The 19,930-nt window shown below is 63.5% G+C and carries 20 protein-coding genes; 8 read left to right on the forward strand and 12 right to left on the reverse strand.

Annotated elements, in window-relative coordinates:
* Positions 1-56: 56 nt before the first annotated feature.
* The 8 genes from AWB70_RS01830 to flhD form a co-directional block, all read right to left on the reverse strand.
* Positions 57-1,892, reverse strand: a complete 1,836-nt coding sequence (locus tag AWB70_RS01830) for a methyl-accepting chemotaxis protein (protein ID WP_053567329.1) — start codon at positions 1,890-1,892, stop codon at positions 57-59.
* 28 nt (positions 1,893-1,920) lie between these two features.
* Positions 1,921-2,439, reverse strand: coding sequence for a chemotaxis protein CheW (cheW, locus tag AWB70_RS01835; RefSeq protein ID WP_014190197.1), 519 nt, complete (start codon positions 2,437-2,439; stop codon positions 1,921-1,923).
* Positions 2,440-2,456: 17 nt separating this feature from the next.
* Positions 2,457-4,727, reverse strand: coding sequence for a chemotaxis protein CheA (gene cheA / locus AWB70_RS01840; RefSeq protein ID WP_053567328.1), 2,271 nt, complete (start codon positions 4,725-4,727; stop codon positions 2,457-2,459).
* A 51-nt stretch (positions 4,728-4,778) separates the two neighbouring features.
* Positions 4,779-5,156 (reverse strand): response regulator, encoded by a 378-nt coding sequence (locus tag AWB70_RS01845; protein ID WP_053567327.1) that lies wholly within the window; start codon positions 5,154-5,156, stop codon positions 4,779-4,781.
* 66 nt (positions 5,157-5,222) lie between these two features.
* Positions 5,223-6,221, reverse strand: coding sequence for a flagellar motor protein MotB (gene motB, locus AWB70_RS01850; RefSeq protein ID WP_014190194.1), 999 nt, complete (start codon positions 6,219-6,221; stop codon positions 5,223-5,225).
* A 13-nt stretch (positions 6,222-6,234) separates the two neighbouring features.
* Positions 6,235-7,095, reverse strand: a complete 861-nt coding sequence (gene motA, locus AWB70_RS01855) for a flagellar motor stator protein MotA (RefSeq protein ID WP_014190193.1) — start codon at positions 7,093-7,095, stop codon at positions 6,235-6,237.
* Positions 7,096-7,188: 93 nt separating this feature from the next.
* Positions 7,189-7,755: a flagellar transcriptional regulator FlhC gene (gene flhC / locus AWB70_RS01860; RefSeq protein WP_014190192.1), complete on the reverse strand. Its 567-nt coding sequence runs from the start codon at positions 7,753-7,755 to the stop codon at positions 7,189-7,191.
* Between the two features lie 18 nt (positions 7,756-7,773).
* Positions 7,774-8,097, reverse strand: a complete 324-nt coding sequence (flhD, locus tag AWB70_RS01865; RefSeq protein WP_014190191.1) for a flagellar transcriptional regulator FlhD — start codon at positions 8,095-8,097, stop codon at positions 7,774-7,776.
* 613 nt (positions 8,098-8,710) lie between these two features.
* Between flhD and AWB70_RS01870 the strand changes: the two genes are divergently transcribed.
* The 3 genes from AWB70_RS01870 (at position 8,711) to AWB70_RS01880 (ending at position 11,350) form a co-directional block, all read left to right on the forward strand.
* Entirely contained in the window at positions 8,711-9,775 is a 1,065-nt protein-coding gene (locus tag AWB70_RS01870; RefSeq protein ID WP_053567326.1) for a glycosyltransferase family 4 protein, read from the forward strand.
* 255 nt (positions 9,776-10,030) lie between these two features.
* Entirely contained in the window at positions 10,031-10,729 is a 699-nt protein-coding gene (gene aqpZ, locus AWB70_RS01875; RefSeq protein WP_014190189.1) for an aquaporin Z, read from the forward strand.
* 330 nt (positions 10,730-11,059) lie between these two features.
* Positions 11,060-11,350, forward strand: a complete 291-nt coding sequence (locus AWB70_RS01880) for a hypothetical protein (RefSeq protein ID WP_053567325.1) — start codon at positions 11,060-11,062, stop codon at positions 11,348-11,350.
* Between the two features lie 55 nt (positions 11,351-11,405).
* On the opposite strand, the gene AWB70_RS01885 is transcribed toward AWB70_RS01880, so the two are convergent.
* The gene (locus tag AWB70_RS01885) at positions 11,406-12,242 is read right to left on the reverse strand and encodes a Cof-type HAD-IIB family hydrolase (protein WP_053567324.1); all 837 of its coding nucleotides are present in this window, start codon (positions 12,240-12,242) and stop codon (positions 11,406-11,408) included.
* 33 nt (positions 12,243-12,275) lie between these two features.
* Positions 12,276-13,193, reverse strand: a complete 918-nt coding sequence (locus AWB70_RS01890) for a glucosamine kinase nucleotide-binding domain-containing protein (protein WP_053567586.1) — start codon at positions 13,191-13,193, stop codon at positions 12,276-12,278.
* A 111-nt stretch (positions 13,194-13,304) separates the two neighbouring features.
* On the opposite strand from AWB70_RS01890, the gene AWB70_RS01895 reads away from it, so the two are divergent.
* The 3 genes from AWB70_RS01895 (at position 13,305) to AWB70_RS01905 (ending at position 15,203) form a co-directional block, all read left to right on the forward strand.
* A complete protein-coding gene (locus AWB70_RS01895; RefSeq protein WP_053567323.1) occupies positions 13,305-13,913 on the forward strand; it encodes a DNA-3-methyladenine glycosylase I in 609 nt (202 codons plus the stop codon).
* Positions 13,914-14,381: 468 nt separating this feature from the next.
* Positions 14,382-14,807, forward strand: coding sequence for a hypothetical protein (locus AWB70_RS01900; RefSeq protein ID WP_014190185.1), 426 nt, complete (start codon positions 14,382-14,384; stop codon positions 14,805-14,807).
* Positions 14,808-14,825: 18 nt separating this feature from the next.
* Complete coding sequence (locus tag AWB70_RS01905) at positions 14,826-15,203, forward strand: hypothetical protein (protein ID WP_235024124.1); 378 nt, start codon at positions 14,826-14,828, stop codon at positions 15,201-15,203.
* 109 nt (positions 15,204-15,312) lie between these two features.
* On the opposite strand, the gene rpsU is transcribed toward AWB70_RS01905, so the two are convergent.
* Positions 15,313-15,525: a 30S ribosomal protein S21 gene (gene rpsU / locus AWB70_RS01910; RefSeq protein WP_008351904.1), complete on the reverse strand. Its 213-nt coding sequence runs from the start codon at positions 15,523-15,525 to the stop codon at positions 15,313-15,315.
* A gap of 362 nt (positions 15,526-15,887) precedes the next feature.
* A complete protein-coding gene (locus AWB70_RS01915; RefSeq protein WP_053567321.1) occupies positions 15,888-16,838 on the reverse strand; it encodes an aldo/keto reductase in 951 nt (316 codons plus the stop codon).
* Between the two features lie 243 nt (positions 16,839-17,081).
* Between AWB70_RS01915 and AWB70_RS01920 the strand changes: the two genes are divergently transcribed.
* Both AWB70_RS01920 and fliD read left to right on the forward strand, forming a co-directional pair.
* Complete coding sequence (locus AWB70_RS01920) at positions 17,082-18,200, forward strand: flagellin (protein WP_014190182.1); 1,119 nt, start codon at positions 17,082-17,084, stop codon at positions 18,198-18,200.
* A 183-nt stretch (positions 18,201-18,383) separates the two neighbouring features.
* On the forward strand, positions 18,384-19,922 hold the full coding sequence (gene fliD / locus AWB70_RS01925) for a flagellar filament capping protein FliD (RefSeq protein WP_053567320.1): 1,539 nt from the start codon (positions 18,384-18,386) through the stop codon (positions 19,920-19,922).
* The last annotated feature ends 8 nt before the right edge of the window (positions 19,923-19,930 follow it).

Raw genomic sequence — 19,930 nt, forward strand, 5'->3', positions numbered from 1 at the left:
TTCCCTGTGTGTCGATGCCGCGCGATGTCAGCATGGCCGTCTCGTTCCAGTCAGTGTCAGAAGGTTTCCCAGTCGCCGTCGTCGGCGGTCGTCGCCTTTGCGCGCGGCGCAGGCTTCGCCATCGCCGACGGTTTCGCCGCCGGCTTGCTCGCGGCCTTGGGCGCTTCGCTGGCTACTTCCTTGATAACGGCCGCTTCCGGCGCAACTTTCGCTTTCTCGGCAGGCTTCGCGTGCTTTTCGGCTTTGACCGCGACAGCAGGCGCGGAAGGCTCGACGCGCGCGGGCTGCGACAGGCGCGCCGCCGCGGCCGAAGCGCTCGAAGCACGCACCGGCGCCGCGCTGTCGATGCGCCATTGCGCGACGACGTCCTTCAACTGGCGCGTCTGCTCTTCCAGCGACGCCGCAGCGGCGGCGGCCTCTTCGACGAGCGCGGCGTTCTGCTGCGTGACGCTGTCCATCTGCGTGACGGCGCGATTGACCTGCTCGATGCCGTCGGACTGCTCTTCCGACGCCGCGCTGATCTCGCCCATGATGTCGGTCACGCGGCGCACCGCCTGCACGATCTCGCCCATCGTCTGACCGGCGCGCGCGACGAGTTCCGTGCCGCTGTCCACCTTCGCGGCCGAATCGCCGATCAGCGCCTTGATTTCCTTCGCCGCCGCGGCGCTGCGTTGCGCGAGCGAGCGCACTTCGCCCGCCACGACCGCGAAGCCGCGCCCTTCCTCGCCTGCGCGCGCCGCTTCGACGGCCGCGTTCAACGCGAGAATGTTGGTCTGGAACGCAATGCCTTCGATCACGCCGATGATGTCGACCACCTTGTTCGAGCTCGACGCGATCGCGTGCATCGTCTCGACGACCTGCTCGACCACCACGCCGCCGCGCGACGCGATATCCGATGCGTTCACCGCGAGCTGGCTTGCCTGGCGCGCGTTGTCGGCGTTCTGCTTCACCGTGCTCGTGAGCTCTTCCATGCTCGACGCCGTTTCTTGCAGCGACGCCGCCTGCTCTTCCGTGCGCTGCGAGAGATCCGTGTTGCCGCTCGCGATTTCATGCGCGCCGACATCGATCGATTCCGAGCCGCGGCGCACCGCGCCGACCATCGCGGTCAGATTGCCGCGCATGCGTTCGATGCCCGCGAACAGACGCCCGATCTCGTTGTTGCTGTCCGACTGCACCGATTGCGAGAGATCGCCGCGCGAGATGCGGTCGAAGTGATCGACAGCCTCGTTGATCGGCTTCACGATCAGGCTCGACAGCGCCATGCGCGAGCCGATCAGCATCAGCACCGCGAGCGCGAGCACCGCGCCGATCGTCACGCTGAGCGTCGCGATATACGAAGCCGTGCTGGCGCGCGACGCTTCGGCACGCGTCTGATGCGCGGCGACGGCGGCGGTCACGGCCTGATCGAACGCGACGAACATCGGGCTGATCTTCGTGTCGGCGATCGCGTGGTACGCGGCCATGTCGTTCGCGCGGATCGCGGCGAACTCCGGTTCCACGCCATTCCGGACGAGCGTCTCGCGCGTCGCGACGAGCGCATCGAGCGCCTCCTTCGGCAGCGTCGGCTTCGGCGTGTCGAGATAGAGCTTCCAGTTCTCGTTGCTCTTGTCGACCAGAACCTGGCCGCGATCGACCGATTTCTTCGCTTCTTCCGCGTTGCCCGCTTCGGCGAGCGAGCGCACCTTGTCGAGCGTGATACGTGCGCGCAGCAGATACGACGACGTTTCCGCGAGCGCACGCATCGCGACCATGTCTTCCTGCGCGAGCGCGGTAAGCGACGTGCTGGCGGTATTCAGGCCGACGAGCGCGAGCGCGCCGATCACCGCCGCGAATCCGGTGAACATCAGGCCCACGAGTGTGAGCGTCGTGCGGATCGACAACTTCTTCAGCATGGTTTCTTCCTGCTTTCCAGATTACGTTTTATGCGGCGACGGAATCGATCAGTTCCATCTCGCGGCTCGTCATGAGCTTTTCGATGTCCATCAAGATCAGCATGCGGCCGTCCACGGTGCCGAGGCCCGTCAGATATTCCGTCGCGAGCGTGCCGCCGAATTCGGGCGCGGGCATCACTTGTTCCTGCGTGAGCGTGAGCACGTCCGAGACGCCGTCCACGACCATGCCGACCACGCGATGCGCGACGTTCAGGATGATCACGACCGTCTGGTTGTCGTACTCGACGCGGCCGAGGTTGAACTTGATGCGCATATCCACGATCGGCACGATGATGCCGCGCAGATTGATCACGCCCTTGATGAACGAAGGCGCATTGGCGATACGTGTAACGTTGTCGTAGCCGCGAATCTCTTGCACTTTCAGGATGTCGATGCCGTATTCCTCGGCGCCGAGCGTGAACACGAGAAACTCCTGTCCGGCGGCTTCGGCGTGTTGCGCGTCACGTCGCGAAGGCGCAGCGGTATGAATCGATTGGACGTCTGCCATGAAAAACTCCTTCGGTATTAGTGGGTATGCGCGCCGTGCTGTGCGCGCGAATCGCGATTGAGCGCGGCCACGTCGACGATCAGTGCGACACTGCCGTCGCCCAGGATGGTCGCGGCGGAAATGCCGTGCACCTTGCGGTAATTCGTTTCGAGGTTCTTCACGACGACCTGCTGCTGGCCGACGAGCTCGTCGATCAGCATGGCGAAGCGGCGGCCTTCCGTCTGCATGATCGTGACGATGCCTTGCGTCGGTTCGGTGCGCGCGCCTTCGACATCGAATACGCGATGCAAGGCGACCAGCGGCAGATATTCGCCGCGCACGCGCACGACGCGCTCGCCGTTCGCGACCGTGTAGATGTCTTCGGCGACCGGCTGCAGCGACTCCATCACGAAGTTCAGCGGCAGAATGAAGATCTCGTTGCCGACCTTCACCGACATGCCGTCGAGGATCGCGAGCGTGAGCGGCAGCACGATCTTGGTCGTCGTGCCCGCGCCCTGGCGCGACATGATCTCGACATGACCGCCCATCGACTGGATGTTGCGCTTCACCACGTCCATGCCCACGCCGCGGCCGGAAATATCCGTCACCTGTTCGGCGGTCGAGAAGCCCGGCATGAAGATGAGTTGCCAGACCTCCTCGTCGCTCATCGAGTCGCTGACCTGCATGCCCTGCTTCTGCGCCTTCGCGAGAATCTTGTCGCGGCGAAGTCCCGCGCCGTCGTCGCTCACTTCGATCACGATATTGCCGCCGTGATGCGCCGCCGACAGCACGAGCTGACCGGTCGTGGACTTGCCCGCCGCGCGGCGCGCTTCCACGGTTTCGATGCCGTGATCGAGCGAATTGCGCACGAGGTGCGTGAGCGGATCGATGATGCGTTCGATCAGGCTCTTGTCCAGTTCGGTCGCCTGACCGAACGTGACGAGTTCCACTTCCTTGCCGAGCTTGCCGGCGATATCGCGCACGAGGCGCGGGAAGCGGCTGAATACGTAATCCATCGGCATCATGCGGATGGACATGACGGCCTCTTGCAGATCGCGCGCGTTGCGTTCGAGTTGCGCCATGCCGTTGAAAAGACGGTCGTGCAGCGCCGGATCGAAGGTGCTCGTGGTTTCCGCGAGCATCGCCTGCGTGATGACGAGTTCGCCCACCAGATTGATGAGCTGATCGACCTTTTCCACGCCGACGCGAATCGAGCTGCCTTCCGCCGATGCGGCGGCTTGCGGACGCGCTTTCTTGTCCGCGTCGCTCGCTGCTGCCTTGGACGGCTGGGCGGCAGTTTGCACTGCCGCCGCTGCCGTTTCTTCTCTTGCTTCATTGCCGATAGCGGATGCAGGCGCCGCCGCCTGCGATTGCTCCGGTTCCTCGTGTAGCGTGGGTTGCATCGCAGGCGCCTTTGCGGGCGCATGTTCGATGGCTGGCGCCGATGCGTCGCCACGGCCGATCGTGATCTGCTTCTCGTCGATTACGAAACAGCACACGGCGACGATATCGTCGGCCGGGACGTCCGAGTCGAGCCAAACCACGTACTCGGCATCCGTCTTCTTCTCTCCGACGATGCTTCCCAGATTGCCCAGCTCCTCGATCAGAGTCGCCAGGTCCTTCTCGCCCACCCCCCGTAGCGTAATTTTCAGGTGGGGTCCAACTTCCGCCGCGGGCGCACCGGTGTGTCCCGGCGTCGCGTCGGCAGCGGTTCCTGCATGCGTATCGGCGAGTTCGAACGCGCCGTCCCAGTTGCCGTCGTCCTCGATGGCGTCGGCCGCCTGCGTGAGCACGTGCGCGGGCGGGGCGTTCGGGCCTTCATACGCCGGCGCGACGTTCACGCTCTTCGCTTCGTGTTGCGCGCCCGGCAGCGAGGGCGGTTCCGTCTTCGCGGCTGCCTCGACATGCGCGCCATCGGCGCTTTCGTTCTTCAGGCGCTCCAGCTTCGCGCAGATCGCCGCGGCCGCGGCCGCGTCCGGCTCGGCGCTCGCGCGGTAGGCGGCGAGCTGATCCGAGAGCACGTCCTTCGTCGCGAGGAACGTGTCGATCATGTCGCGGCGCAGGACGAGCTCGTTATTGCGCGCACGGTCCAGCAGCGATTCGAGGATGTGCGTGGTTTCGGTGAGCGCGGTGAAGCCGAACGTCGCCGCGCCGCCCTTGATCGAGTGCGCCGCGCGGAAGATGGCCGCGAGATCTTCGGGGTCCGGATTCGCGATATCCAGCACGAGCAGCAACTGCTCCATCTGCGCGAGCAGTTCATCGGCTTCGTCGAAGAAGGTTTGATAGAACTGGGTAATGTCGAGTGTCATGCTTGAGTCACCATCGGCGCGTGCGTGCGCTAGTTGTCTTTTGACTTCAGTTCAGTGCTGCGTGTCTTCCGAGAGCGCGGCGACCAGCTCCGTCAGCAGGTCCGGATCGAGCGGCTTTTCGATCCAGCCGGTCGCGCCCGCCGAGCGCGCCGCGTCCTTGAACGGCTCGCCGCCTTCGGTGGTGAGCACCAGGATCGGCGTGGCCTTGTAGGCGTGGTTCGCGCGCAGCGCCACGATCAGATCGAGCCCGCTTCTGCCCGGCATGTGCTGATCGGTCAGAACGAGATCGAAGCGCTCCGCGAGCGCCCACTCCAGGCCTTCTTCGCCGTCGGACGCGACGGTCACTTCGTAACCCGCCGTCGCCAGCGTCGCCGAGAGGATTTGCCGCATCGCGGCTGAATCGTCGATTGCCAGAATGTGTTTGATCATGTTTGTCTCTTGCCGTGATGACGGTCGAAACGTGTCGAGTCTTGAGCGTGTTTTTGGGGAATTTGCTCAGCGCGCCGCGGGGTTCGCCGCGATGCCGGGAATGAGCTGGCCGAGCGCCGTCGCTGGCGCGCCCGACGCGTCCGTGCCGTTGTCGAGCGTGGCCCCTGGCGCGCCGTCGTCGCGCATCATCGATATTTCGGATTTGCGATTGAGCACGATGACGCTGATGCGCCGGTTCTCCGGGTCCATCGGGTCCTTCCGGTTCAGGTTTTGCGTCGACGAAAGACCGAGCACGCGCAGCACCTTCGCTTCGTCCATGCCGCCCGCGACCAGTTCGCGCCGCGATGCGTTCGCGCGGTCCGCCGACAGTTCCCAGTTGCTGTAGCCCTTGTCGCCGCCCGCGTATTTCACGGCGTCGGTGTGTCCTTGCACGACGATGCGGTTCGGCACGTCGTTCAGGCTCTTGCCGATCTCGCGCAGAATGTCGCGCATGTACGGCTGCACGCTGTCGCTGGAGAGCGCGAACATGGGCCGCTTCTGTGTATCGACGATCTCGATGCGCAAGCCCTGCTGCGTCGATTCGATGCGGATCTGCTGCTTGAACTGGCGCAGCGTCGGATTCGCCTCGATCGCGGCCATGAGCTTGACCTGAAGATCGTGCAGGCGCACCTGTTCACGGCGTTCGAGCTCGCCTTGCGCGGCCTTCAGCAGTTCTTCGTCCGCGTTCGACGAGGCGCGCTGCGCGAGCTGCGTGCTGCCGTCGGTCCTGCGCGCCGCGCCGGGCTCGTTGCTGGAAATGTCGCGCCCGCCGCCGATGAGGATGCTGTTGTCCATGCCGACGGACTTGCCGCCGACCATCGCCGCCTTGAGCGGCATCTGGAAATATTCCGCGATGCCGCGCCGCTGCACCGGCGAGGTCGACGAAAGCAGCCACATCAGCAGGAAGAAGGCCATCATCGCGGTCATGAAGTCCGCGTAGGCGAGCTTCCACGCGCCGCCGTGATGCCCTTTCTTGCCGGCCACCACGCGCTTGATGAAAATGGGACGTCCGCTGTCGTTGCTCATTGGCGTGCTCCGGTCACTTGGACTTGACCCGGCGCACGTGTTCTTCCAGTTCGGAGAACGACGGGCGTTCCGTCGAGAAGAGCACCTTGCGGCCGAACTCCACCGCGATCGCGGGGGCGTAGCCGTTCAGGCTCGCGAGGATCGTCACCTTGATGCACTGAAACATCTTGGTCTGCTCCGCGACGCGCTGTTCCGCCACGTTCGCGAGCGGCCCGATGAAGCCGTAAGAAAGGAGAATGCCGAGGAAGGTGCCGACGAGCGCCTGCGCGATCATCTCGCCGAGAATCGCGGGCGGCTGGTCGGCGGAGGCCATCGTATGCACGACGCCCATCACCGCCGCGACGATGCCGAACGCGGGCATCGCGTCGCCGACCTTGGTGAGCGCGTGCGCGGGCGCTTCGCCCTCGACGTGATGCGTTTCGATTTCCTCGTCCATGAGGCTTTCGATCTCGAACGCATTCATGTTGCCGCTCACCATGAGGCGCAGGTAATCCGTCAGAAATTCGACGATGTGATGATCCGCGACGATCTTCGGGTACTGGCTGAAAACCGGGCTCTTCGACGGATCTTCGATATCCGCTTCGAGCGCGAGCGTGCCTTCCTTGCGCGCCTTCGCGAGCAGCACGTAGAGCAGGCCCATCAGCTCCATGTACATGCTCTTGTCGTACTTCGCGCCCTTGAAGAGCGTCGGGAGAACCTGGATCGTCGCCTTGATCGTCTTGACGTTGTTGCCGAGGATGAACGCGCCGACGCCCGCGCCCCCGATCATCAGGATCTCCACCGGCTGCATGAGCGCGCCAAGGTGCCCGCCTTCGATGGCGTAGCCGCCGAAGACGGACAGCAATGTCACGAGCGATCCAATGAAAATCAGCACAGTCGAGTCCTCACGTTTCGATGCGGTAAGACCGCCGTTAAGTGGTTTACGGCACTCGACTGAAAAACTTTGAGATATGGCGTTCTCGCCGCGTCAGGCGGCGATGCGCGGTGTCTGGTTTGCCGCGCTCGCGGGCGGCGCGGCCTTGCGCGTCTTGCCCGCGCGCGACGGCGGCTGGCACAGTCCGCAGACGTAGCCGGCGCGCAGATCGTACGCATGCGCGACAAAGCGCCCGCCGCAACGCGTGCAGGCGTTCGTCTGGAGCATGCCGGATTCGAAGTAGCGCACGAGCGTCCAGGCGCGCGTGAGCGACAGCACAGGCTCGTCGCCGTGCAGCGCCGCGTGTTCGAGGTACAGGCGGTAGCTTTTGACGATCGACTGGATCGTCGGCTGGGCCTTGTCGTTGTCCGCCATGAAGCGGTAAATCGCGTGAAACAGCGAAGAATGGATATTCGGCTGCCAGGTCATGAACCAGTCGGTCGAAAACGGCAGCATGCCCTTGGGCGGCGACGCGCCCTTCAGCTCCTTGTAGAGCTTGATGAGGCGGTCGCGCGACAGGCTCGTTTCCGCTTCGAGCAGTTGCAGGCGCGCGCCGAGCTCGATCAGCTCGATCGCCAGAGTGATTTCGCGGACTTCCGCGACCACGCTTTTCGTCGCCATCGGACGGTCGCGCGCGCCTTAGCCGATCTGCTCGACGGGACCGTCGGCCAGCAGGATCGCCGCGTGGGCGTGCGCGAGCGACGCGCTCTTGTCCTTGTCGGCGAGCGAGGCGAGGATCGCGTGATCGTCGAAACGAAAGCGGCACAGCAGATGGCTCGACGCCGCCACTTTCACCGTCTGCGCGAGCGTGAGCGAGGCCAGGACTTGCGCGACCTGTTCGGACAGGCCGAGGCGGTACATCGCCGAAACGCGGTCTTCCTGAAGGAGCCGCTGTGCGAGGAGCAAGTACGACAGATTCACCTCGCGAATTTCCGCGAGCGTACTCGTATTGCTGGTCGTCATCTTCTTCCCCGAATCGATACGTTGGCTGGTCAGGCCCGGCGGGGAACGTTTGCGCGAATTCGCAACGGACAAGGCGAATCCGGCCCCGCGCATGTGGTTTGGTTTCGATTCGATTGTCGCCGATGCGCCAGGGCGCGCCTGTCGGACAAAGCTTCCGACGCGGCGACGGACATTCGCGAAGTTTGACGTAAGAAAAATTCCTACAGCGGGCGATTCTTCGAATTCGGCCGCTTCATGATTAACGGCACTTATTTGTCTGACTTAACGGCTTACTACGTATTTGGCATTGGAGGCCGGGTTCGAAACTTGCTGACCTGTGCCCTGCGGCTGCTTCAAAGCACCAGACTCGTCTCTATCATCCTCATCGGTGCAATTTCTGACTTCGTAACAGCACATGTTTCGCGCTGTAACAACGATAAGCGATTGAAAAATGACGTGAAATGCCGCTCTCGATCCCGATAATGGGCAGTAAGGGATAACCCGGTCGCGATGTTTTCTTCATTTCCGGGCCGATCTCGGGCGGCGTCATACCATACGCGGCCCGCCCGAATGGCATGTGTTGAGCGCTCGACCGGAGCGTGACTGCGATGCCCAACAAAAGGAGAGTCACGTTATGCGAATCGCACAAATTGCACCGTTGCACGAAGCAGTACCTCCCAAGCTTTACGGCGGCACTGAACGCGTCGTGTCATATCTGACGGACGCGCTGGTCGACCTCGGCCACGATGTAACCTTGTTCGCGAGCGGCGATTCGCAAACCAAGGCGACGCTCGAAGCGGCCTGGCCGCGCGCCTTGCGTCTGGACCCGACCATCCGCGACGCGCTGGCGCCGCACATGCTGCTGCTCGAAAACGTCCGCCGCCGCGCGCACGAATTCGACGTGCTGCACTTCCACCTCGATTACATGCCGTTTCCGCTGTTCACGCAGCTGGACACGCCGTTCGTGACGACGCTGCACGGCCGTCTCGACCTGCCGGAACTGCAGCCGATCTTCGACACGTTCACGAAGGCGAACGTGGTCTCGATTTCGGACAATCAACGCGGTCCGCTGCCGCAGGCGAACTGGCTGAACACCGTTTATCACGGTCTGCCGGACGAACTGCTGACGCCGCAGCCGCACAAGAAGCCGGAATATCTGGCGTTCCTTGGCCGTATCTGCCCGGAAAAACGCGCGGATCTCGCGATCAAGATCGCCGCGCAAAGCGGTCTGCCGCTGAAGATCGCCGCCAAGGTGGACAAGGTCGATCAGGAATATTTCAAGTCGACGATCGAGCCGCTGCTTTCGCAGGCGCACGTGGAATTCATCGGTGAGATCAATGAGGCGCAGAAGCCGGAATTCCTCTCGGGCGCGAAGGCACTGCTCTTCCCGATTGACTGGAACGAGCCGTTCGGCCTCGTGATGATCGAGGCGATGGCCTGCGGCACGCCGGTGATCGCGTTCAACCGCGGTTCGGTGCCGGAAGTCATCGATCATGGCGTGACGGGCTTCATCTGCGAGGACGTGCAAGGCGCGGTCGGCGCGCTGCAACGCCTCGACGAACTCTCGCGCACGGAAATCCGCGCGCAGTTCGAGCGTCGCTTCAGCGCGCAGACGATGGCTCGGAATTACGTCGAGAGCTATACCGCGCTGCTTCAGGCCGCGAAGCGTCCGGTGCTGCGTCAGGTTGCGGTGGGCTAATCGCACGCGCTTTCTGATTCAAACTGCATGGAATGCCGCCCGCTTGCCGGGCGGCATTTTTTTTGGCGCGCCGGACGCGTTTTTATCCTCCGACAAGGAGCAATCCGAAGATTCAGCCCAAAGCCCGTGAATTGAGAACCGATCGACCATTTTTGACAGTTTGCAAAAGAGACCGCGCTTAAACTCCGCTGCGCAAAGCGCACTCCGCGTTCTTGTTATAAATCAACGGTTTTCATCTTTTTCGTGGGCAGGATCATGCAATTGTCGAAGCGTCTTGGCGCAGAACTATTCGGTACTTTCTGGCTCGTGCTGGGCGGCTGCGGAAGCGCCGTTCTCGCCGCGGCCTTTCCTCAACTCGGCATCGGCTTCGCGGGCGTTGCCCTGGCGTTCGGCCTCACCGTGCTGACGATGGCTTACGCCATCGGCCACGTTTCCGGCTGCCACCTGAATCCGGCCGTCAGCATCGGTCTTGCGACCGCTGGCCGCTTCCCGGTGCGCGATCTCGTGCCGTACATCGCCGCTCAGGTGATCGGCGCGACACTCGGTGCGTGGGTCATTTATCTGATCGCGACGGGCAATCCGAGCTTCGACTTCGCGACGAGCGGTTTCGCCGCGAACGGCTTCGGCGCACACTCGCCGGGCCATTTCTCGATGCTCGCGGGTCTGATCTGCGAAGTCGCCATGACGTTCTTCTTCCTGTTCGTGATTCTCGGCGCCACCGACGAACGCGCGCCGAAGGGCTTCGCGCCGCTCGCAATCGGCCTGTGCCTGACGCTTATCCATCTGATCTCGATTCCCGTCACCAATACGTCGGTGAATCCGGCGCGTTCGTCGAGCCAGGCGTTCTTCGTCGGCGGCTGGGCGCTGGATCAGTTGTGGCTTTTCTGGATCGCACCGATCATCGGCGCGATTCTCGCGGGCGTGCTTTATCCGTCGCTCACGCGTCAGAAGTAAGCGAAATCAGCAGCAAGGAAAACGGGCGCGCCATGCGCCCGTTTTTGTTTTTGCGCCACACCGCGCAGTTGATTGATTAAACGCGCGCGACAAATGTAATGCCGAATTACGCAGCATGCTTATGAATTGTTGCGACGCGCCTATCCGCGTGCGGTGGTGGCGCGTGCGAAGCCCCGCCAGGCAAGGCTTCCAGCGATTTGTGCTTTAGAAATCCGCTTTCTCCGTCCCTTACGCCGCCCTTGCACACCGTAACAAGTCGTCGAGGCGTGTAAGACGGCGGGCGCTTACATTGGACTCATGCGACACACGTCGCCCTAAAGGAGAAAGACAATGAAGCGCATCGTCACCCATATGCTCGTCGCGACCGGCCTTGCAATCGGTGCTGTCGGAGCGGCTCAGGCCCACAGCGATCTGCACATCGGCGTCAATCTCGGCGCGCCCGCTTATGTCGCGCCGGCTCCGGTGTATGTGCGCCCCGCTGCGCCGGTCTACCGCGGCGCGCCGTACTATCGCCATGAAGCGCCGCGCTGGCATGGCCGCTACGGCCACGACAAAGGCCGCTGGAACCGCGCGGGCTGGAACCACGGCGGCTACGGCAACAACTGGGCGCATCGCGGATAAGTGACAACGGGCCGCTCGCGCAGGCGGGCGGCCCGTTGCATTCGGCAATCCACGCTCAGTCGGGCGTCTGTCCCGGCGACGCAAGTTCGTCGCGAATGCCGAACAGCTTGCGCAACTGGTGCGCCACGCCCGCCTCGAAGTTGTTCCCGACGCGCGGCACGTTCGGCAGACGTTTCATGAGATCGGGGTTGGCGTTGTTCATCATGAACGGATGCCCGGCGGTTTCGAGCAGATCGATGTCGTTCATGTTGTCGCCGAACGCGACGCACTGCGCGACATCCACGTCGAGCCGCTCCAGCACGAAGCGCAGCGCCCGTCCCTTCGATACGTCCGACGTCATGACTTCCAGGCAGTCCGGCAGCGAATAGGTCACATAGAGCGAATCGCCGAACTCGCGCTCGAGATTCGCGGCGGTGGCCTTCAAATCCGCCGGATCGCCGATATACAGCACTTTCGCGATGTTTTCACCATCATGCTCGCGCAGATCCATCACCTCGTACTTGAAGCCCGAATCCTGGTGAAAGACCAGCAGTTCGGGCGCGTGACGGTCGATGAGCCATGCGTCGTCGGCGAACAGGTTGACGATGACGCGCTCGCTGCCCGCGAGTTCGGGCTGGACGAGGCGGCGCACGGCGTCGGGGTCGAGGTTGCGCGAGTAGATGCGCTCGTCGCCGGGCGCATGCACGCGTGCGCCGTTGGACGTGATGAGATACGCGTCGACGCCGAGCACGTCGCGGATGCCGGCGACATCGCGATAATGCCGGCCCGTCGCGATGACGATCGGCACGCCGCGCGCCGACAGCGTGCGCACGGTTTCAGCGGTGAAGGGATCGAGCTGGTGGTCGCTGTTGAGGAGCGTCCCGTCGAGATCTGTAGCGATGACCGAGTACATGACTGCCTTTGTGATGCCGCAAAGCTCGCTATTTTATCGCGGTGGATCGCCGGGGACCGCCGACGCGGCCGCCGCGCGGCGCGCCAGTTCGAGCGCGCCCGCAGCCGAATCGGCGCGCGCAGCCCGCACGCGCTCGCGCAACGCGGCCGGCACGAACGGTTCGAAAGGCACGGCGAGCCCGCCGCACAGCGCGACGGGCAGCGCGCCCGCGGGGTCGAGCGCCGCGACCAGCCGCTCGATCTCGAATCCCGCGCGCTTGAGCAGCCGCGCCGCGACCGGATGATCGCGAAACTCGAACACCGTGGGCGCAAGCGTCGCGTAGGCTGTCTGATTCGCGTTGCAAAGCCACACGACGAGACTGTCACGATCCGTCGCGCCCGTCAGCGCAAGCAGCGCGCGCGACCAGCCGTCTTCCTGCGCGCGGCCGTCGAGCACGCGTTGCAGGTGGACCACGGCGCGCAAGCCGAGCCATGCGCCGCTGGCCTCGTCGCCGCTCGGGAAACCGTAGCCGCCCGCGATGCGGCACTCGCCCTTCTCGTCCAGCGACGCCGCGATGCTGCCCGTGCCAAGCGCCACGATCACGCCCGCTTCGCCGCCATGCGCGCCGAGCACGGTCGTGTAGGCGTCGCTTTTCACGCTCAGCGCGCGCACCGCTGGCGCCACCGCGAGAAATGCCGCGAGCCAGTCCGCGTTGTTGACGCCCGCGAGCCCGCAGCCGAGCGCGCAGTAGCGCCAGTCGAAGGGCCGTGCGGCGGCGTCGAACGCACGCCGGCATGCGTCCTCGATGGCCTGCCACGCGAGCGACACGCCGAGCCCGAGGCCGGATGGTCCGCCGCTCGCACGCGCGAGTTCGTTGCCTTGCGCGTCGGCCAGAATCACGCGCGTGCCGCTTCCGCCGCCGTCGATGCCGAGCAGAAAACCTTGAGATGCCGAATGGGTGATTGGAGTCATGGCCGCAAGCTTACCGGCGCGCGCGACGCCCGCCAATTAGCCGAACGGACGAGGTGGCGCGGCGCGGGCATTCCGTTATGCTCACGCGATCGAAAATAACGAGGACTCGCGATGGCAGACACCGATCCGATCATCCGCTGCGCCTGGGCAACCACCGACGCGATGATTCAGTACCACGATCACGAATGGGGCGTGCCCTCGCGCGACGACCGGCACCTTTTCGAGATGCTGATACTGGAAGGCGCGCAGGCCGGCCTTTCCTGGTCGACGATTCTCAACAAGCGCGAAGGTTATCGTGCGCTCTTCGCGGGCTTCGATATCGACAAAGTGGCGCGCTTCACCGAAAAGGACATCGAGCGAATCGTGCTGGACGCGCGCATCGTGCGCAACCGGGCGAAGATCGCTTCGGCCGTGCTCAATGCACGCGCCGTGCAGCAGATCCAGCAGGAACACGGCTCGTTCGCGGACTTCGTCTGGTCGTTCGTCGGCGGCGCGCCCATCGACACCCCGCGCGACGCGAACAATCCCACGCCAGCGTCCACGCCCGAATCCGATGCCATGAGCCGCGCGCTCAAGAAGTACGGCTGCAAGTTTATCGGCACGACCATTTGCTACGCCTTCATGCAGGCAACGGGCATGGTCAACGATCACGCCGTCGGTTGCATATCGCGAGGAAAACCTAAGACGAAACGCAAGGCTGTCGCGAAATCCTCACATTGAAGGTATTCCTAAGGAGGGGATTTTTGCTTTTCGACAACATCCGTGAGTGCAAAACGCGAAAATAAGGGTATATCCCGATAGAACGCGTTTTTATTGCAGTGAAGCACGCCCGAAGCCGCGAATTGCAAGGGTTTCAGGCCGGTTTTCCGCACTGCACGAACGTGCGGCTCGTGTAAAAATGGCGTCCTCGCGTGCGCTGGCGCACCTTTTTACCGGGCCGAACCGTTATAACTGGCGGTGTACGGATCGTTCACTGAGTGTTAGAGAATCCGACGCGAGCACATCGGGCGATGTGGGGACCTCACGCCCAGGCCGGGAAAACCGTCGTGCTCGAAGCAGTGTCCGGGCGGCAAAAGCGTCGATCAAGGTTGCGCCACATTCGCAACGACGCCGCCGCTCCGGAGAAGCAAGCGCAGGTTCTCGAACTCAAACGCATGGCCGCTGCGCAGGGGCGCAGGGGAGAAGATCATGAAAAGCCTGAACTTCCTGACCCATCAGGAGATTTTCAATAGCGCTGTACAGCATCTCTTCGTGCAAGGGCAAGCGGTCTTGCTGCCGCGCGGCGGCGGCGCGTATCGCGGCTACTGCGGCGGCTGTCCTGTCGGCAGTTTCATCAAGCCGCGCGACTATGTCACGGCGATGGAAGGCGTGCCCATCCGCTACATCGCGAAACCGCCCGAGCAGATTCCGGCGTACATGGATGTCGGCGTCGCGGCGCTCAGGCGCGCGCTGCTGCGTTCGCGCATCAATGTGTTCGATCCCAATACCGTCGAATTGCTTTCCTGCCTGCAGAACGTGCACGACGTGTTCGGCAAGTGGGAGTGGCGCGAGCGGCTTACGTCGATCGCGCGTCAGTTCGGGCTGTCCGCCGAGCTTTTGAAAACGGCTGCTTGAGTTATTGCAGGTGCTGTGATGTTGAGCCCCATTACGATGTTGAGCCCGAAGGACATCTACGAGCGCGTCAGCGAACATTTGCTGACGCAGCGCGCGGTGTCGGAAGACGACAATGGTTCCTGCCGGCTGCGCAGTCCGGAGGGCCGCAAGTGCGCGATCGGTTCGCTGGTGCGCGACGATGTGTATCGGCCGGAACTGGAAGGCGTCGGGATTTCCTACTATCGGCATGCGCAGGACGGCACGCTGCTGCGGGCGCTCTATGCGTCGCAGGTGAATGCTTACGATCCGAACATCATCGATCTGCTGATCGAACTGGAAGAAGTTCACGACTACGCCGAGATCGACGAGTGGCCCGAACTGCTCGCGGCGCTCGGCAAGCGTCACGCGTTCGTCTGACTCACACGCGATTTCGCGCGATCAATACAAAACGGCGGTGCGCCCTCACGGGTCGCACCGCCGTTTTGCCGTCCGGCGCGAGGAGCGACGCCTCGCGGGGACACGATGCTCAGTGCATCTTCTTCGGCAGCATCTGGCTGCGCAGGCGCTTGCGCAGACGCGCGACGGCGGCTGCCTTCTTGCGCTTGCGCTCGGTGGTCGGCTTTTCGTACGATTGGCGCTCGCGCAGTTCGGCGATCAGGCCATTGCGCTCGATGGTGCGGCGGAAACGCCGAATCGCGACATCGAACGGCTCGTTTTCTTTGAGGACGATAGTGGTCATGTAAATCCTGTTTGCTAAACGTATTTCTAAGCGCGCGGCGACGAAACGCGCCGCGCCCCGGCACTCCGATCGTCCGCCGGATACGACATGCGCGGCGGACACGAGCAAAGCGGCCACGGAGGCCGGAAAAGAGAGAGTTTGAGATTCGGCCGCGGGAGCGGCGTGCGCCTTCGAAGAAGGACTTGAAAGCGCATTTCGGAGCCGTTCGCCGCCGCGTTTGTCATGACGTTGTCATTCTTGGCGGCGAAGGCAGGAAATCGGGCACATTTCTCGATTCGGGCGCGATGTTACCAGAACGCCGCGCCGCTGCCAACTCTCATGCGTGTGCCCAACTCATTGATGCGGCAGATTTATTTCCGCCTTCACGTCTGCCAGGCGCTGGCCTGGTCGAGCAGTTCGATGTCTTCCGCGGCAAGCTGAAGGCGCGTCGCGGCGGCGAGGCTTTCGAGCTGCTGCACCGAGGTCGCGCTCGCGATCGGCGCCGTCACGCTCGGGCGCGCGATCATCCACGCGAGCGCGATGGTTGCCGGCGTCGTGCCATTGCGCTTCGCCACTTCGTCGAGCGCGTCGAGAATCTTCAAACCACGCGGGTTCAGATACTTCTCGACGCGCGAGCCGCGCGCCTTGTGCTGCGTATCCGCCTTCGACCGGTACTTGCCCGACAAGAAACCGCTCGCAAGCGCGTAATACGGCACGACGGCAATCCCGTGCTGCGCGGCCACGGGTTCGAGATCGGTTTCGTAGCCTTCGCGATCGTAGAGGTTGTATTCCGGCTGAAGGATCTGATACGCCGGCAGGCCCGAATCCTTCGCGATCTTCAACGCGTCGCCGAGCCGCTCGCCCGTGTAGTTCGATGCGCCGATCACTCTCACCTTTCCCGCCTGCACGAGCTTCTGATATGCGCCGAGGGTTTCGTCGAGCGGCGTGTTCGCGTCGTCGTAATGGGAGAAGTAGACGTCGATGTAATCGGTCTTGAGGCGCCGCAGCGAGTCGTCCACCGCCGCCGCGATATTCGCCGCGGTGAGGCCCGCGCGCGTGGAGAGCTTGCCCACCTTGGTCGCGAGCACGACCTTGTGCCGCTTGCCGCTGTCCCTGAACCACTTGCCGATGATCGTCTCCGATTCGCCGCCCCGATGCCCGTCGACCCAGGCGGAATACACGTCTGCGGTGTCGATGAAATCGAGGCCGTGATCGACGAACGCGTCGAGGATCGAGAACGACGTGCGCTCGTCGGCGGTCCAGCCGAACACGTTGCCGCCGAAGACGAGCGGCGCAACTTTCAGGTCCGATGTGCCGATATTGCGTGTCTGCATGGGTGCTCCGGGTGCGCGAAAGAACGGACCGGAAAGCATACGCGCGAAACGCGAGCCTTGCCGGCCGGGGCAGCGAAGGCTTACGAAGTTATTCATTACACAAATCGTTTGCGAAGGCCTTAAGTTTTTTTCGAGGGGCCCGATAACCACAAGTAGGCGGCCGGCTATCACCGAGCGCAGGACCGCCAGGCAACACTCGGTGCCAAAGCCTAAGCCAGACAAAGTCTCCCAGGAGAGCAAAAAATGATCGGTATCAATAGCAACATCAACTCGCTGGTTGCCCAGCAGAACCTCAACGGCACGCAAAACGCACTGTCGTCGGCCATCACCCGCCTGTCGTCGGGCAAGCGTGTCAACAGCGGCGCGGACGACGCAGCCGGCCTGGCCATCGCCACCCGCATGACGGCTCAGATCAACGGTCTGAATCAAGGCGTGTCGAACGCGAACGACGGCGTGTCGCTCGTTCAGACGGCAAACAGCGGCCTGTCGCAAATCGCTGACAATCTGCAACGTATTCGTCAGTTGGCCGTGCAGGCTTCGAGCGGCTCGCTGTCGGCGTCGGACCAGTCCGCGCTGCAACAGGAAGTGAGCCAGCGTATCAGCGAAATCAACCGCGTTTCCTCGCAAACGACGTTCAACGGCAAGAGCCTGCTCGACGGCTCGGCTGGCAGCCTGTCGTTCCAGGTCGGCGCGAACGTCGGTCAGAGCATTTCTGTCGATCTGTCGACGGCCAACGTCTCGGCAGGCGCGATCGGCACCCCGGGCAAGGGCGCCACGCTCGGCACCATCGACGGTCTGTCGCTGGATTCGAGCGGCGCGTACACGTCCACCGGCGCGACCATCACCTCGGTGACGGTCAAGGCCGACGGCAGCGGCGGCTTCACCTACGAGGACAACACCGGCGCAGCGTTCACCGGCACGAATCTGTTCACGGCGGCAACGGCTGGCGGTTTCACGCTCAAGGGCGCGGCGTTCAGCGGCGGTACGGCTCCGACGACGGGCGCGCAAGTTACGGAACTGGCTTCGCTGAACACGGCGTCGAACGTGCCTTCCGTCAACGCCATCGACGTGTCGGCAACCGGCGGCGCGGCAGCGGCGATCTACTCGGTCGATAACGCACTCGCCACGATCAACACGCTGCAAGCAAGCCTCGGCGCAACGCAAAACCGCTTCTCGTCGGTCGCGTCGGCTCAGTCGGCGCAGGCGACGAACCTGTCGTCGGCTCAGTCGCAGATCATGGATGCGAACTTCGCGCAGGAAACGGCGAATCTGAGCAAGGCGCAAGTGCTGCAACAAGCGGGTATCTCGGTTCTGGCGCAAGCGAACTCGATGCCGCAGCAAGTGCTGAAGCTCCTCGGCTAAGCCACGACGCACGTGCAGTAGCCGGCGCGCGAACCCAGCGGAACGCGCGCCGGGCATCAAGAAACATCGCGGCAAAGAAGCAAGTCAGCGCACCGGGAGCTCGTCTCCCGGTTCGCGTTTTCGGAAAACCTGCGTTTTCCGCCCAATTTCTGACGATCGCCAGACGAAACGAACGGAGTACACATGACCACCGTAGCCACGACCTCCTCATCGGGCGCCGCTGTCGATCCGAACAGCGCCCTGCAGCAGGCCGCGCAGTCGATCATCAGCGGTTCGACCAACTCGACGGTGGACGTGAACTCGCTCGTCTCGGCGCTCGTCAATGCGAAGGTCGCCGGTCAGGTCGACGCGCTCAACACCAAGAAAACGGCCGACACCACGCAGCTCACCGCGGTCGGCTCGCTCAAATCCGTGCTCTCGCTCCTGCAGAGCTCGCTCTCGAAACTCGCCGACGGCACGACGATGTCCGCCTTCACCGCGACCACGAACGGCAAGGGCTTAACCGCCACCGCCGGCAAGGGCGCCGTGGCGGGCAGCTATGCGGTCAACGTGACGAACGTCGCGTCGGCGCAATCGCTGACTTCCGGCGTCTTTTCGACGACGGACAAGCTCGGCTCGGGAACGATGACCATCAAGGTCGGCGACAAGTCGAGCACGATCACGCTCGACGACAGCAACAACACGCTTTCGGGCATCGCGTCGGCGATCAATTCGGCGTCCGACAACCCGGGCGTCACGGCGACGATCGTCACCGGCACGGACGGCGCGCACCTCGTGCTGCGCTCCGCGTCGACGGGACTCGACAACGCCATCAACGTGGATGTCGCGCCGGACGCGAGTTCGGGCAGCTCGCCCATCAACAAGCTCGCGGTTCACTCCTCGACCACGACGACGGATGTCGATCCGAACAACCCGCTGAACACCATCGCGGTGCCGGAACATACGATCATCGACGGCGCGAATGGCTGGGCGCAGTCGGCGGCGGGCGTGGACGCGCATCTGACGGTCGCGGGCACGCCGGTGTCGAGCGCATCGAACACGATCAAAGGCTCGATCACCGGCATCGACATGACGCTCACCGCGGATTCGGTCGGCACCACGCAAACGCTGACCATCGGTCAGGACGTGACCGGCCAGAAGACCACGATCGAAGCGTTCGTCACGGCGTACAACAATTTCATCACCACGGCGGCGTCGCTCACGTCGTTCGATGCGACGGCCACCTCGCAAGGCGCGCTGCTCGGCGACTCGATGATGAACACGATCAAGAACACGATCTCGAGCACGGTCAGCAAGGGCATCGGCAGCGGCGCGAACAAGGTGAATCTCGCGTCGATCGGCATTGCGCTGCAACCGGACGGCACGCTGAAGACCGACGAAGACGCGCTGACCGACGCCCTCACCAGCAATACCAACGCGGTGGCTTCGCTGTTCAACACGACCGACGGCGTGGCCGCGCAACTGAACAACAGCCTGACGTCGTTTCTCGCGACGGGCGGTCTCATTGACGCCCGCACGACGGCGCTCAACAAGGACCTCACCAGCATCGGCGATCAGCAGACGGCGCTGACCACGTACACGCAGCAACTGACGACGCAGTACAACGATCAGTTCACGGCGCTCAACACGCTGATGTCGCAGATGGCGACGCAGGCGAGCTATCTGACCGCGCTCTTCGGCGGCACGAACAGCGCGGGCGCGCTGGCCACCAACAAGTCGTAAGGAAGAGG

Source organism: Caballeronia cordobensis (genome assembly GCF_001544575.2).
Taxonomy (GTDB): domain Bacteria; phylum Pseudomonadota; class Gammaproteobacteria; order Burkholderiales; family Burkholderiaceae; genus Caballeronia; species Caballeronia cordobensis.

Excerpts from the sequence above, each read along its gene's own strand:
- AWB70_RS01895 (WP_053567323.1), top strand. The coding sequence starts at position 13,305 with ATGGCAGACACCGATCCGATCATCCGCTGCGCCTGGGCAACCACCGAC.
- rpsU (WP_008351904.1), bottom strand. The coding sequence starts at position 15,525 with ATGACCACTATCGTCCTCAAAGAAAACGAGCCGTTCGATGTCGCGATT.
- AWB70_RS01845 (WP_053567327.1), bottom strand. The coding sequence starts at position 5,156 with ATGATCAAACACATTCTGGCAATCGACGATTCAGCCGCGATGCGGCAA.
- AWB70_RS01915 (WP_053567321.1), bottom strand. The coding sequence starts at position 16,838 with ATGCAGACACGCAATATCGGCACATCGGACCTGAAAGTTGCGCCGCTC.
- AWB70_RS01920 (WP_014190182.1), top strand. The coding sequence starts at position 17,082 with ATGATCGGTATCAATAGCAACATCAACTCGCTGGTTGCCCAGCAGAAC.
- flhC (WP_014190192.1), bottom strand. The coding sequence starts at position 7,755 with ATGGCGACGAAAAGCGTGGTCGCGGAAGTCCGCGAAATCACTCTGGCG.
- motB (WP_014190194.1), bottom strand. The coding sequence starts at position 6,221 with ATGAGCAACGACAGCGGACGTCCCATTTTCATCAAGCGCGTGGTGGCC.
- AWB70_RS01885 (WP_053567324.1), bottom strand. The coding sequence starts at position 12,242 with ATGTACTCGGTCATCGCTACAGATCTCGACGGGACGCTCCTCAACAGC.
- cheA (WP_053567328.1), bottom strand. The coding sequence starts at position 4,727 with ATGACACTCGACATTACCCAGTTCTATCAAACCTTCTTCGACGAAGCC.
- cheW (WP_014190197.1), bottom strand. The coding sequence starts at position 2,439 with ATGGCAGACGTCCAATCGATTCATACCGCTGCGCCTTCGCGACGTGAC.
- AWB70_RS01905 (WP_235024124.1), top strand. The coding sequence starts at position 14,826 with ATGTTGAGCCCCATTACGATGTTGAGCCCGAAGGACATCTACGAGCGC.
- flhD (WP_014190191.1), bottom strand. The coding sequence starts at position 8,097 with ATGACGACCAGCAATACGAGTACGCTCGCGGAAATTCGCGAGGTGAAT.
- AWB70_RS01830 (WP_053567329.1), bottom strand. The coding sequence starts at position 1,892 with ATGCTGAAGAAGTTGTCGATCCGCACGACGCTCACACTCGTGGGCCTG.
- fliD (WP_053567320.1), top strand. The coding sequence starts at position 18,384 with ATGACCACCGTAGCCACGACCTCCTCATCGGGCGCCGCTGTCGATCCG.
- aqpZ (WP_014190189.1), top strand. The coding sequence starts at position 10,031 with ATGCAATTGTCGAAGCGTCTTGGCGCAGAACTATTCGGTACTTTCTGG.
- AWB70_RS01890 (WP_053567586.1), bottom strand. The coding sequence starts at position 13,193 with ATGACTCCAATCACCCATTCGGCATCTCAAGGTTTTCTGCTCGGCATC.
- AWB70_RS01870 (WP_053567326.1), top strand. The coding sequence starts at position 8,711 with ATGCGAATCGCACAAATTGCACCGTTGCACGAAGCAGTACCTCCCAAG.
- AWB70_RS01900 (WP_014190185.1), top strand. The coding sequence starts at position 14,382 with ATGAAAAGCCTGAACTTCCTGACCCATCAGGAGATTTTCAATAGCGCT.
- AWB70_RS01880 (WP_053567325.1), top strand. The coding sequence starts at position 11,060 with ATGAAGCGCATCGTCACCCATATGCTCGTCGCGACCGGCCTTGCAATC.